This is a genomic window from Thiothrix sp. UBA5583 (assembly GCA_002425225.1).
GTDB lineage: Bacteria > Pseudomonadota > Gammaproteobacteria > Thiotrichales > Thiotrichaceae > Thiothrix > Thiothrix moscowensis.
Genome location: DILV01000007.1, coordinates 63,457 through 77,160, shown reverse-complemented (window position 1 = coordinate 77,160; position 13,704 = coordinate 63,457). Strand labels below are relative to the sequence as shown.

7 protein-coding genes are annotated in these 13,704 nt (G+C 56.1%); 4 read left to right on the top strand and 3 right to left on the bottom strand.

The genetic code is table 11. The annotated features are described in order from the left end of the window. Nucleotides 1–4 precede the first annotated feature (4 nt). Nucleotides 5–1,678 (bottom strand): thiamine pyrophosphate-binding protein, encoded by a 1,674-nt coding sequence (locus tag B2U47_RS01620; protein ID WP_296677366.1) that lies wholly within the window; start codon nucleotides 1,676–1,678, stop codon nucleotides 5–7. 92 nt (nucleotides 1,679–1,770) lie between these two features. Between B2U47_RS01620 and B2U47_RS01615 the strand changes: the two genes are divergently transcribed. Beyond that, the gene (locus B2U47_RS01615) at nucleotides 1,771–5,415 is read left to right on the top strand and encodes a hydantoinase B/oxoprolinase family protein (protein WP_296677369.1); all 3,645 of its coding nucleotides are present in this window, start codon (nucleotides 1,771–1,773) and stop codon (nucleotides 5,413–5,415) included. A gap of 128 nt (nucleotides 5,416–5,543) precedes the next feature. Then, nucleotides 5,544–6,089, top strand: coding sequence for a TIGR00645 family protein (locus B2U47_RS01610; protein ID WP_296677372.1), 546 nt, complete (start codon nucleotides 5,544–5,546; stop codon nucleotides 6,087–6,089). Nucleotides 6,090–6,092: 3 nt separating this feature from the next. Here B2U47_RS01610 and B2U47_RS01605 read toward each other — a convergent pair whose 3' ends face one another. Next, nucleotides 6,093–6,746 (bottom strand): lysophospholipid acyltransferase family protein, encoded by a 654-nt coding sequence (locus B2U47_RS01605; protein ID WP_296677375.1) that lies wholly within the window; start codon nucleotides 6,744–6,746, stop codon nucleotides 6,093–6,095. Between the two features lie 275 nt (nucleotides 6,747–7,021). Here B2U47_RS01605 and B2U47_RS01600 point away from each other — a divergent pair, with 275 nt between their 5' ends. Both B2U47_RS01600 and B2U47_RS01595 read left to right on the top strand, forming a co-directional pair. Next, nucleotides 7,022–8,065 carry a substrate-binding domain-containing protein gene (locus B2U47_RS01600; protein ID WP_296677378.1) on the top strand — a complete coding sequence of 348 codons (1,044 nt, stop codon included), beginning with the start codon at nucleotides 7,022–7,024 and terminating at the stop codon, nucleotides 8,063–8,065. A 188-nt stretch (nucleotides 8,066–8,253) separates the two neighbouring features. Further along, nucleotides 8,254–10,956, top strand: a complete 2,703-nt coding sequence (locus tag B2U47_RS01595) for a DUF2339 domain-containing protein (protein WP_296677380.1) — start codon at nucleotides 8,254–8,256, stop codon at nucleotides 10,954–10,956. Here B2U47_RS01595 and B2U47_RS01590 read toward each other — a convergent pair. Further along, complete coding sequence (locus B2U47_RS01590) at nucleotides 10,898–13,645, bottom strand: ABC transporter substrate-binding protein (RefSeq protein WP_296677384.1); 2,748 nt, start codon at nucleotides 13,643–13,645, stop codon at nucleotides 10,898–10,900. The two genes, B2U47_RS01595 and B2U47_RS01590, sit on opposite strands and share 59 nt — an antisense overlap. Nucleotides 13,646–13,704: the final 59 nt, after the last annotated feature.

Here is a 13,704-nt window from a genome sequence, read left to right as displayed (position 1 = left end):
CATCTTAACGGCGTGAGGAATAATTCGGGTAAGCGTCGCGGTCAACCAGCAATTCAATCAGGTTGATGCCGCGCTGGAAATCGGCTTGCGCAAACACCTGTTGGCAATCGGCAGCCGTTTCCACCCGGAAATGGTTAATGCCAAAAGATTTTGCCAGCAGTGCATAATCGGGGTTTTGAAAATCGCAATCGAGGAAACGCGCCTGATATTGCTGGTGCTGGTTTTTGCGGATCAAACCCAGCGTCTGGTTATTGAACAGCACGATATTGAGCGGAATCTGGTAATTCACCGCCGTCATGATTTCCATGCAGCACATCTGGAAACCGCCGTCACCGAGAATGGCGAAAGTCGGCATAGCTTGCGTGAAACGTGCGCCAATCGCGGCGGGTATTGCATGACCCAGCGACGATACCCCGGTATTCGGCACGAAGTTGTCGCCGTCTTTCACCCGGTAAAAGTTCTGCGCAAAAATGATATTGTCATCCACCAGCACAATGCCTTGCTGGAAATGCTGCTCCAGATGCGCAAACAGGGTTTTCACCAGATCGAATTTTTCGTTGAAAATGATTTGCCCGCTGTGGGCATTGTGCTGGTCGATGCGCTGTTTGAAGGCTGCCAAATCCGGGCGCGGTTTCGGCTCAAGCCCTTGCGGGACACAACAGGCATTGATGGAGCGTAGGAAATCGCCCAGATCGGACTGGATCGCCAAATCCGCCTTGAACACCTTTTCCAGTTGCGCCACATTGCGGTCAACCTGGATGATTTTCTTGTTGTGCAGGATACCATTGCTCCACACATAGCTGGTGCGTTCGTTGAAACCCGCGCCGAGCAGGATAATCAGGTCGGCTTCTTGCAGAAAATAGTGCATGGCATGACCGCTGGAGGTCACGCCCAGACTGCCTAGTGACAAGTCGGAACGCTCATCAATCGCGCCCTTGCCCTTCAAACTGGTGGCAACGGGGATGTGCAGGTGGTCACTGAATTTGCGCAATTCGGCACGGGCTTGGGCAGATTGCACGCAACCGTAGCCCGCCAACACCACCGGACGTTGCGCTTGGCGGATCATGTCGGCGCACTGTTCCAGCAATTGCGGTGGAATTTGCAGCTTGGGCGGCGGCTTCAGGGTGGGCAATTTGTCCAGAATCGACACATCCACCAATTCCTTTTGCACATTGACCGGGATGCTCAACACCACCGGGCCGGGTACATCCGACACCAGTTGGCGGGCAGCCTGGTTCAGTACATTGGTGATGTAATCGGTGCGTTCGATCAGCTTGTGATAGCGGGTGACGCCGGAAAACAGCGCGGTCTGGTCGATGCTGCCGCCTTCGCCGGAGCTTTCCTGCAAGCCACCGCGCCCAAAGATGTGGGTGGGGGCTTCGCCGGTAATCACGATCATCGGCAGCTTGTCGGCGTAGGCATTGGCAATGCCGGTAATCAGGTTGCTTGCCCCCGGCCCTGCGGTGGTGATGCACGCACCGATGCACCCACTCACGCGGGCATAGCCACCCGCCATGAAGGCCGCCCCTTGTTCGTGCTTGACCAGCACGGTCTGGATGCCTGAATCGTATAAATCATCGTATACCGGCAGGATGTGCGCCCCCGGCATTCCGAAAATGGTGTCGATCCCCAGTTGTTGCAGGAATCTGACGATGAGTTGGCTGACCTGGATTTTCATGGGGGGTGATTATAACCCTGAACCAAAGCCGTGCAGCATAACGCTGATATAATCCGGCGAAATAGGCAACCTCAAACCCCTGGAGCATCCCCATGACCCAAGCCCGCTGGCAATTCTGGATCGACCGTGGCGGCACATTCACCGACATCGTGGCGCACACCCCGGACGGCACATTACGCACCCACAAACTGCTATCCGCAAACCCGGAACGCTACCCCGATGCGGCGATTCAAGGCATTCGCGATTTGCTGGGGCTGGAGGCTGGGCAAGCCATCCCCACCGCACACATCGACACGGTGCGGATGGGTACGACCGTTGCCACCAACGCCCTGCTGGAACATCAAGGCGAACCCGTGCTGCTGGTGACGACGCGCGGTTTCGGCGATGCTTTGCGGATTGGCTATCAGCAACGCCCCGATCTGTTCGCGCTTGACATTACATTGCCGCAAATGCTCTACACCGACGTGCTGGAAATCGACGAACGCATTACTGCTGACGGTGAAATCCTGCAAGCACCGGATGCGGCGCAAATCCGCCCTGCCCTGCAAGCCGCTTACGCCAAGGGTTTGCGCTCAGTAGCGATTCTGTTTATGCACGCTTACCGCTACCCGCAGCACGAAACCTTGGTGGCAGCGATTGCCCGCGACATTGGTTTCACCCAGATTTCCACCAGCCACACGGTCAGCCCGCTGATCAAATTCGTCGGGCGCGGCGATACCACGGTGGTGGATGCGTACCTCTCCCCGGTGTTGCGCCGTTATGTGGAGCAAGTGGCGCGGGAATTGCCGGATACGAAACTGTTTTTCATGCAATCCAACGGCGGCTTGACCCATGCGGATCACTTTGCGGGCAAGGATGCGATTCTCTCAGGGCCAGCAGGTGGCGTGGTCGGCATGGTGCAAACCGCACAGGCGGCGGGTTTCGACAAGCTGATTGGCTTTGATATGGGCGGCACATCCACCGATGTGTGCCACTTTGCAGGCGAATACGAACGCACGCTGGAAAGCCACATTGCCGGGGCGCGGATTCGTGCGCCAATGATGTTGATTCATACTGTTGCTGCGGGTGGCGGTTCGATTTTGCATTTCGATGGGCAACGTTTCCGCGTTGGTCCCGATTCTGCCGGAGCCAATCCGGGGCCTGCGGCGTATCGGCGTGGTGGCGAATTAACCATCACCGATTGCAATGTGTTGTTGGGTAAATTGCAGGCGAATTATTTCCCGCATATCTTCGGGCGCGAAGGCAATGAACCGCTGGATGTGACGGTAGTGCGAGAAAAATTCACCAGACTGGCTGAACGCAGCCGCAGCCTCACACCCGAACAAGTCGCCGAAGGTTTCATCAGCGTTGCTGTTGAGAATATGGCAAATGCGATTAAAAAGATTTCGGTACAACGCGGTTATGACGTGAGCGCATACGCGCTGTGCTGCTTTGGCGGAGCGAGTGGACAACATGCGTGTCTGGTGGCGGAAGCGTTGGGAATGCGCAAGGTGTTTTTGCATCCGTTGGCGGGCGTTTTGTCAGCGTATGGCATGGGGCTGGCGGATGTGCGCCATATTGTGACGCGCAGTGTGGAAACGGTGTTGGATGATGCGCTGCTGGTGGGTTTGCAGCAACGACAGGTAGAATTGGTGGCGGAAACGGCGGCGCATATTCGTAGCCAAGGTGTCAACACGGCGCACATACGACATGAAACGCGCTTGCATTGCCGATATGCGGGATCGGATTCGAGCTTGCTGGTGGCATGGGTTGGTGAGGATGCGGCGGGGATTCGGGCAGCGTTTGAGGGGGGGCATCGGCAGCGATTTGGATTTACTGCGGCCGAAAAAGCGGTGGTGGTGGCGAGTGTTGAGGTGGAGGGGATTGCTGTGGGTCGGGCTGAAGCCCGACTTTCCCCCTTCCCCGACCCTTCCCCCGCAAGGGGGGCAGGGAGCGAAGAGTACATCACTTCGCATCAGGTGTTTATGCGCGGGGAATGGCGGGATACGCCATTTTATCAACGGGATCATTTGTGTGTTGGACAAATAATTACAGGGCCAGCAGTAATTCTGGAAAGTACCGGGACGGTGGTAGTTGAACCTAATTGGAAAGTTCAACTAACCGAACTCGGCAATCTTGAGATGTGCTCTCTCCCCTCCTCCTCTTCACTCCCTGCCCCCCTTGCGGGGGAAGGGCTGGGGATGGGGGGGAGCCACAGGCACGATACCCCCAACCCCATCCGCCTGGAAATCTTCAACAACCTCTTCATGTCCATCGCTGAACAAATGGGCTTCGTACTGGAACAAACGGCAGTATCGGTAAATATCAAGGAACGGCTGGACTTTTCCTGCGCGATCTTCGACCCTTCCGGCAATCTGGTGGCAAACGCGCCGCACATGCCGGTGCATCTGGGCAGCATGAGCGAAAGCATCAAAGCCGTCATCAGTGCTAACGCGGGGCAAATGCAAGCAGGCGATGCCTACGTCCTCAACGACCCGTATCACGGCGGCACGCACTTGCCCGACATCACCGTCGTCAAACCAGTGTTTGAAGCAAGTGGCAACACCATCATTTTCTACGTCGCCACCCGTGGGCATCATGCGGATGTGGGCGGCATTACCCCCGGCTCGATTCCCCCGCAAAGCCGCACGATTGACGAAGAAGGCATCCTCCTCACCAACGTCAAACTGGTGGAGCGTGGGCATTTCCGCGAAGCTGAAATTCGTGCATTGCTGGCATCGGGTGCGTACCCGGCGCGGAATATCGACTACAACATCGCCGATTTGAAGGCACAACTGGCGGCGTGTACCCGTGGTGAAACCGAGCTTACCGGCATGATTGCACAAATGGGTTTGGCAACGGTGCAAGTCTACATGCGCCATGTGCAGGACAACGCAGAAGCCTCGGTGCGGCGTGTGATTGGCAATCTCAAAGATGGCAGTTTCCAGTATGACATGGACGATGGCAGCCGCATTTGCGTGCAAATTACCGTGGATGCGGCAAATCGTTCCGCTACGCTGGATTTCAGCGGAACCAGCCCGCAACACCCCGGCAACCTGAATGCGCCAACTGCGATTACCCGCGCTGCGGTGCTGTACGTATTCCGCTGTCTGGTGCAAGACAATATCCCGCTCAACGAAGGCTGCTTGAAACCGTTGCACATCATCATTCCCCCCGGCTCAATGTTGAACCCGCAATACCCGGCGGCAGTGGTGGCGGGCAATGTGGAAACCTCGCAATACGTAGTCGACGCGCTGTTCGGCGCACTCGGCACTATGGGTGCGGCACAAGGCACGATGAACAACGTGACGTGGGGCAATGCACAACACCAATATTACGAAACCCTGTGCGGCGGCGCGGGAGCAACGGCTAAAGCAGACGGTGCAAGCGCGGTGCATACCCACATGACCAATTCACGTCTGACCGACCCCGAAATTCTGGAAACGCGCTTTCCGGTGCGGCTGGAAGCGTTCCACATTCGCCCGCATTCTGGCGGTAAAGGCAAACAGCGCGGCGGCGATGGTGTGGTGCGCAAAACCCGGTTTCTGGAGCCAATGACCGTGAGCATTGTGTCGGGGCATCGCAAGGTTGCGCCGTATGGGATGGCGGGCGGCAGGAATGGGCAGTGCGGCGTGAATCGTGTATTACGTGCCGATGGCTATTTGCAAACGCTGGAAGGCATTGCGCAGGTGGAGGTAGCAGCGGGGGATGTGTTGACGGTGGCTACACCGGGTGGCGGGGGTTATGGTGAGGGCTAACAATTCACCCAGTTCCCACCTGTCGTATTGTCCATTGCCGGGTTCAGAAGATTGGGTGGTTGCTTGCTGGCAACCCATGCGACCGCTATGATTGCCCGGTTTTTAGCTACCCCAAGAAGATTCCCCACATGAAAAAACTGGAAAACCACTTTGAACACTTCCTGTTTACCAGCCGCTGGCTGATTGCCCCGGTCTACCTTGCATTGGTGCTTTCGCTGGTCGTCCTGCTGGTCAAGGCAGGCAAGCAGTTATGGTTTTTGCTCTCCAACCTGTTCACCGCTTCCGATAATGAAATCATTATGGGGGTGCTTTCCCTTGTTGACATCTCCCTAGTCATGAACCTGCTGGTCATCATCATTTTCAGCGGCTATGAAAACTTCGTCTCCAAGATGGAAGACCTGCACGGGCACGCCGACCGACCGGACTGGATGGGGCACATCGGCTTCACCGACCTGAAGCTGAAACTGATCGGCTCTATTGTTGCCATTTCCGGGGTGGAGCTACTCAAAACCTTCATGGGTGTTGACAACTATACCGACCGTCACATGGCTTGGATGATTGGCATCCACCTGACCTTTGTAGTTTCCGGCGTGCTGTATGCAGTCATGGACAAAATCAGCCACCACAGCCACAGCGGTCATGGCAACCAGACCAACCAGCGCGACAGCCACTAACCCTTAACCCTCGCTGCGTACCGCTGCCCGGATCTGTTGTTCACAGCGGGCAGCCACGCTCTTGCGATCCATGCCGCTGGTTTCCACCAGTGGCAGGAAATGCACCTCTGCCCGCAGCCCCGTTTCCCCCAGCACTGCCTTGAGGTTATCCATCAACGACTGGTTATCCACATAAGGAACCAGCGGATGGGTCAGACCATCCGCCCCGGGATAGCGCAACGCCACCGGCTGTACCGGCACTGCCGCATCAAACGCCGGGGCAAACAGACGCGCATGGAAAGTACGCACATCGTTGCCAGTCGTGGTCGTGCCTTCCGGGAACAGCAGCACCCCCCTGCCCGACTGCAAGGCTTGCAGGATGGTGGAAGCCGCTTGTGCCGCCGCCCCTGCTTGCCCACGCGTGATGAATAGCGTACCGGATTTAGCTGCCAGCCAGCCAATCACCGGCCAGTGCCGCACCTCCTGCTTGGAAAGGAAACGCGGGTTGGCAGCGCCCCCCAGCACCGCGATGTCCAGCCAGGAAATGTGGTTGGCAACCATCAGCACCGCCTGTCCTGCCGGTTCACCGGTCACACTGACCCGTATGCCCATCAGGTGCGGAATTCGCCCCAGCCACCAACCAACCAGACGTTTGAAAAAGGGGGTATCAAATGACATACGCAACAATCCCGCAAACAACAGAGTCAGGAAAACCCCGTTCAAAATGTGCAGTACCAAACGGATTAGGCGAAAAATTCGGCGAATTGGCTTCACTACTTGCTCCTTTTTATGGGTTCTGCCGACATTATCTGCCTATGCTGGCAAGCAAAAGTCTGCAACGCAATATTTTTCCGATTGTCACAAAGCTGTCATATTTGCACCGTAGAGTACACCACAGTTCAGCCGAAAATGGTTGACAAAGAATTCGACATGCAAATTTTGGAGATTTTCAAATGAAGAAAATTGTTCTGGCAATCACTGCCGCTCTGGCGCTGTCTGCTACTGCTGCTCAGGCACGTGACAACATCGAAATCGTTGGTTCTTCCACCGTTTATCCATTCACCACGGCTGTTGCTGAACAGTTTGCCAAGAAAACCGGCAACCCGGCTCCTAAAGTTGAAGCAACCGGCACTGGCGGTGGCATGAAGCTGTTCTGTGCAGGCGCTGGCATCGAAACACCAGACCTGACCAACGCTTCCCGCCGCATCAAAAAAAGCGAGTTTGAAGACTGCAAAAAAAATGGCGTTGATGCCATCACTGAAATCCACATGGGTTACGATGGCCTGACCATTGCACAATCCAAAAAAGGCCAGGAGTTCAAAAACTTCAGCCTGAAAGACCTGTACATGGCGCTGGCAAAAGACGTGCCTAACGACAAGGGCGAGCTCGTACCCAACACCGCCAAAACCTGGAAAGATGTCAATCCTGAGCTTCCTGCTGTCAAGATCGAAGTTCTCGGTCCGCCACCAACCTCCGGTACTCGTGACTCGTTCAACGAACTCGGCATGGAAGGCGGTTGCAAGAAAATCGACTCCCTGAAAGCGTTGAAAGAAAAAGACGAAAAAGCCTTCAAAGCGGCTTGCCAAACTATCCGTGAAGATGGTGCTTACATCGAAGCAGGCGAAAACGACAACCTGATCGTGCAAAAACTGGAAGCCAACCCTGATGCACTGGGCGCATTTGGTTTCAGCTTCCTGGAGCAAAACGAAGACAAGCTCAACGGTCTGGGTATTGATGGGGTGAAACCTTCCGCCGAAGCCGTGATCGACAAAAGCTACCCGATGTCCCGTTCCATGTACGTTTACGTGAAAAACGCCCACGTTGATCAAGTAAAAGGCATCAAGGAATTTGTTGCTGAATACGTCAGCGAAAATGCAATGGGCGTGGATGGTTATCTGGCTGACAAAGGTCTGGTAACAGTCGCGGCAGACAAACTGCCAGACATCGCCAAGAATGCGACTGCCCTGACCCCAATGACCGGCGATGATTTGAAATAAGCAATAGCATTCTCCGCTGAGAATACCAATAAAGGAGTTAGGGAGCGCACTGCGCTCCCTTTTTCTTTGCCCAAAGTAGCGATATTCGCTACTGACAGCGCCAAAAATCTCCACCTATCCTGCTATTGCTGCCCACCGCCTGCAAGCTCCCTATACTTGAGCCCGTGATCAACCCGCAGGTGACTGCCATGCTTGTACTGTTCAGCCTGATTGCTGGAGCCGCCCTGTTTACGGCTTTTGACGAATCCCCCATCACTGGCGGGCTGCTTGGCCTGTTGCTGGCCTGGGTTTACCAGTTGTCCGAACAGGTCAGGCATCTGCAACAACGGCTGACGCATAGCCCGCAAACCAGCGAGATTCCCCACCAAGCCACAACACCTGTGATTACCCGTACCAGCCATGAACATGTCGCAGAACCTGCCCCCATAACAGCGACACCTACACACAGCAGCATCCAGCCAGATGGCGACAGCGAACAGTGGATAGCAGCGCCAACCCGCCCACAACCCGAGCGGCAACCGGCACCACCGCAAGGAACAGTGTTGGACAAGGCATTCACTGCCGCCTGGGACTGGCTGGTCGGCGGCAACCCGTTTGTGCGAGCAGGTATCGTGCTGCTGTTCATAGGCGTGGTGTTCCTGCTGCGCTACTCACTGGAACACAACCTGATTCCGGTGGAAATGCGCCTAGCCGGAGCCGCTGCCGGAGCACTGGCCTTGCTGGCCTATGGCTGGAAACTGCGGGAGCGTGCCGGGTCATACGGCCTGATTTTGCAAGCAGGCGGGGTTGGGCTGCTGTACCTGACCGTGTTTGGCGCATTCAGCCTATATCACCTGTTACCCGCTACCCCTGCGTTTGCCTTGCTGGTGGTGATTGTTGCCGCAGCCGCTGGGTTGGCGGTCATGCAAAACAGTCTGCCAATGGCGGCTTATGCCACGGTGGGCGGGTTTCTTGCGCCGCTGCTAACCTCAACCGACAGCAACAATTACATTGGCCTGTTCAGCTTTTATGCCATCCTCAACGCTGGAATTGTCGGCATTGCCTGGTTCCGCTCGTGGCGCTTGCTGAACCTGCTGGGGTTTGTGTTCACGTTCGTGATTGCCAGCTTGTGGGGCTGGCACAGCTATCAGCCGGAAAATTTCAACACCACCGAACCCTTCCTGATCCTGTTCTTTGTATTTTATGTGGCGATTGCAGTGCTGTTTGCCACCCGTACCCCGGTCAGCTTCAAGGACAAGGTGGATGGCACACTGGTATTCGGCACACCCTTGCTGGGCTTTGGAATGCAGGTGGCGCTGGTACAGCAGTTTGAATACGGCATCGCCATCAGTGCAGCGGTCGTTGGTGTGTTCTACCTGCTGGCGAGGTGGGGAATTCGGCTGCGTTTTGGCAAGGCGCAGCAATTGCTGGCGGATACCTTCCTGGCACTGGGGGTCATTTTCCTGACGCTGGCCATTCCGTTTGCGGTAGATGGGGTTGCCACTTCCTCAGCCTGGGCGCTGGAAGGGGCTGGTATCCTGTGGATCAGTATCCGCCAGCAGCAATGGTTACGGCGACTGTTTGCCATCCTGCTGCATTATGCAGCCTTGTTGGCGCTGCTGTGGGGCATGGCATTCAAACCACTGCCTGCCGGGGCGATGGCGTTTTTCAACGAGCATTTCCTGACCATGCTGCTGGTCGCGCTTGCCATGCTGGTATCCAGCCGCTTGCTGTCAGCCCATTTTGTGGGCAAACGGGGCTATGAACAACCACTGGCCATTGTGTTGCTGTTGAGTGGCTTGTTGTTCCTGACCGCGCTGTTTGAGCTACAGATTGTGCGTTTCAGTCTGGATACGCAGTTTATCGACCTGCATCTGGCTTATGCATTGCTGGTTTGCCTCCTGCTGCTGGCAATGGGCTGGCTGGCGGAATGGAGCCTGTTGCGCATCCTGCTGCTGTTGCCAGTGTTGCTGGCAGGTATGGCGCTGCTGGAGTTGGCGACACGCGAGGAATCATTGCTGCTGGCGCAGGGCTGGTGGCTGTGGCCTGCCAACATCGCTGGCCTGTACGCAGTGTTGTTCCGCTATCAGCAACGTGGCTGGCTGGGCGAGTGGCTGGTATTCATGCAGGTAGCCGTTATGTGGCTGGTGCTCCTGTTGCTGAGCCATGAAACCCATGTGCAGATGCTGGCACATTTTGTGACCACCAATGCCTGGTATGTCGCCAGCCTGCCACTGGCAGGTATTGCTGGCCTGTGGTGGCTGATGCGTGGCAAGTGGTGGCCTGTTCCGGCTTACCAGTCTGGTTTGCTGCTGGGGGTTGGCATTCCGCTGGCGGGCTTGCTGGCACTCTGGCTGCTGGCATCACTGCGCTTTGCTGGTGACAGCAGCCCGTTGCCGTGGTTGCCGTTGCTGAACCCGCTGGATGCGGTGGCCTTGCTGCTGGGTGTCACCTGCCTGTCACTGTACCGCACCTTTACCCGGCAACAGATATTCCCGGCACTGGCAGTGGATGGCGCAAGCGGCAAGACGGTGCTGCAAGTGTTGCTGGTGCTGGCTTTCCTATGGCTCAATGTTGTCTGGCTGCGTGTCCAGCATCATTGGGGTGGCTTGCCGTGGGTATTCCCGGATTTGCTGGCGGAACCCAGTACCCAGACCGGGCTGGCTATCTTGTGGACACTCACAGGGCTGGTGCTGACCTGGCGTGGCAACCGCACCGGAAGCCGTCTGTTGTGGAGTAGCGGGGCTACCTTGCTGGCAGCGGTAGTACTGAAACTGTTTGTGGTGGATTTCGCCTCGTCTGGCACGCTAGCACGGATTGCGTCTTTCCTGAGTGTGGGCATCCTGCTGCTGTTCATTGGCTATCTTGCGCCACTGCCACCTGCGAAAAAGCCAGCACCGGATGCTGGCTGAGCGGCTTGTCTACCCACTGCAACAGGATTGCCTGCAACTGCGCCACTTCAAACGGTTTGGCAAGATAATCACTCATGCCACTTGCCAGACACTGGTCACGGACTGTTGTAGTGGCATGAGCCGTCAGGGCAATAATTGGCAGGGTCTGCCAACGCGAATCCTTACGCAATTGCCGGGTTAGCTCGTCACCTTTCATACCGGGCATTTCAACGTCCATCAGCACGGCATCAAACGTTGCCTGCTCCAGTATTGCCTGGGCTTCAGCCGCGCTGCTGGCGCTCTGTACCTGACAACCGAAAATGTGCAGCAACTCCTGAGCCAGCATACGGTTCAATGCCTCATCATCCACCAGCAAAATCCGCTTGCCTGCCAGACCTGATGCCATACTTTCAGACCTGACCACTGGCCGGTTTGTCAGCGTAGTATGCCGGGCTTCCACGCCGAAATCGGCGCAAAACGAAAACTCGCTCCCCACACCGGGAATGCTTTCCACCCGGATGCTGCCCCCCATCAGTTCAATCAGGCGACGGCTGATGGAAAGCCCCAACCCCGCCCCTTGCGTGCCCGGATGCCCTGATTCCAACCGCACAAACGGCTCGAACAAACGTTCCCGCTGGCTGGCAGAAATGCCTATGCCGGTATCCCGCACGCTGAACTGCAAACGGATCTGACCATCGGTTGCCGCTTGCTGGCTGACATGCAGCAACACGCTGCCCTGCCGGGTAAACTTGACCGCATTGCCCAACAGATTGTTTAGCACCTGACTCAAACGCAAAGGGTCGCCCACCAGTACCGGCGGTATGCTGGTATCCAGCTCCAGATGAAACAACAGTCCCTTGGCTTGCACCTGCCCCTGAATCATATGCCCGACACTTTGCAGAATACCCTGCAAATTGAATGCTGCCGGACGCAACACCACTTCCCCCGCTTCGATACAGGAAAAGTCCATGACATCTTCCACAATCCCCATCAACAGCCGCGAAGAGCTGTAAAGCTGCTCAACGTAATCACGCTGCCTGCCATCCAGCCCAGCCTGTTGTAACAACTGGGCAAGCCCGGTAACAGCATTCAGGGGGGTACGGATTTCATGGCTGATATTCGCCAGAAAAATGGATTTGGCGCGGGTGGCCGCATCCGCCTGGTCCTTGGCCTGTTGCAGTTTTTGCTGGGTATCGACCTGTGAAGTAATATCCATGATCAAGCCTTCCAGCAATTGCGGTACACCTGCTGCATCCCATTGCACACCATGCCCCTGTTCCCACACCCAACGCCATTCGCCCAAACGGTGGCGAATACGGTAGGTTAGCTGGAAAGGCTGTCGCGCAGTGACTGCCGTATCAACAAGTTGCCAGACCCGATCCATATCGTCCGGGTGAATCAGGTTGGCATAATCCAGCCTGTGCGTACCCGTCAGCATGACTGGCGGATACCCGGTCAGGGATTCGCAGCCTTCACTGACAAATTCCATACTCCAGTCACGGTCATGACGGCAACGGTAAGCCATGCCCGGCAAATTGCCGACCAGACTTTGCAGGGAACGCTGGCTTTCCTGCAAGCGCTGGTCGGTCTCCTGCTGCGCCTGTATGGCCTGTTGCAACAAGGCATTCTTTTCCTGCAAACGCCCATTCAGCCAGCCAACCACACCACTGACAAAGAAACCGACAGCAACCGCAATACCCAGCACCCCCAGTGTCCACCATACCCAGGCATAATCCGGCTTTTGCCCGTTGTCATACAGAAAGCCGTCCAGATAAGTGGTGTCATTCACCATACCCAGTTTTACAAAGGTATCCGCCATACGCCGCCAGCGCTCCCGGTTCATGTGCCCGATTTGCACAATGTCTGGCCTAACCAGTTCGCGGATTTTTTCAGCCTCGAAATTCAGCGCATCACGCTCAAGGTCGGGATAACGCTCCAGCATGATATTGATGATTTCATCCGGGTTATCCAGTGCATACTGCCAGCCGCGCACCACCGCACGGCGCAAGGCAGCCACCTGCTCGGGATATTCCTGTATATGCCGTTCGGTGGTGAACAGGGTGTCGCCATAGAAATCGACCCCGTAGTTGATTGGCTGGATGTAATGTATCTCACGTCCTGCCTGCTGGTTGCGGAAAGGATCCGTGGTCATGTAACCGTAGTCGGCATCCAGCTCCCCTTTGGCAAGGGCATCCATACCAACCGCATTGGAATGCAACGCCAAGGCATCCAACTTGACGCCCTCGTTGACAAAAATGGCAGCCATTTCCACGATGGGTTTGCCGCCCACCAGAATACCGACCCGCTTGTATGCAAGGTCGTGCGGGGTGCGCAAACCGGAATTGCTCAGCGTCATCAACACTGCCGGGGAATGCTGGAAAATGCTTGCCAGCGCCACCACCGGTTTACCCTGCAAGCGGTAATACACCAGTTCGCCTGCGTCAATAGCGTATTGCGCCCGCCCTTCCATCACCTCGGTTAGGGGCGCAATCGCTGGCCCACCGGGAAGCAGGCTGACATTCAGACCTTCCTCATGAAAGAAGCCTTTTTCCTGGGCAGCGTAATAACCGGCAAACTGGAACTGGTGGCACCATTTCAGTTGCAGGGTCACATTCTCCAGTACTGGCTGGGAAGCCAACCCGCTAGCAGGCAGTAAGCAGGCCAACATCATCCATGTCACTACCCGCAACAAACCTTTATGCAACAACATTATTTGCATTACATCCTGTTGTGTTTTCATGTCTGTCATTTTACACAAAAGCCCATGAC

Excerpts from the sequence above, each read along its gene's own strand:
- B2U47_RS01590 (WP_296677384.1), bottom strand. The coding sequence starts at position 13,645 with ATGTTGTTGCATAAAGGTTTGTTGCGGGTAGTGACATGGATGATGTTG.
- B2U47_RS01620 (WP_296677366.1), bottom strand. The coding sequence starts at position 1,678 with ATGAAAATCCAGGTCAGCCAACTCATCGTCAGATTCCTGCAACAACTG.
- B2U47_RS01615 (WP_296677369.1), top strand. The coding sequence starts at position 1,771 with ATGACCCAAGCCCGCTGGCAATTCTGGATCGACCGTGGCGGCACATTC.
- B2U47_RS01600 (WP_296677378.1), top strand. The coding sequence starts at position 7,022 with ATGAAGAAAATTGTTCTGGCAATCACTGCCGCTCTGGCGCTGTCTGCT.
- B2U47_RS01595 (WP_296677380.1), top strand. The coding sequence starts at position 8,254 with ATGCTTGTACTGTTCAGCCTGATTGCTGGAGCCGCCCTGTTTACGGCT.
- B2U47_RS01610 (WP_296677372.1), top strand. The coding sequence starts at position 5,544 with ATGAAAAAACTGGAAAACCACTTTGAACACTTCCTGTTTACCAGCCGC.
- B2U47_RS01605 (WP_296677375.1), bottom strand. The coding sequence starts at position 6,746 with ATGTCATTTGATACCCCCTTTTTCAAACGTCTGGTTGGTTGGTGGCTG.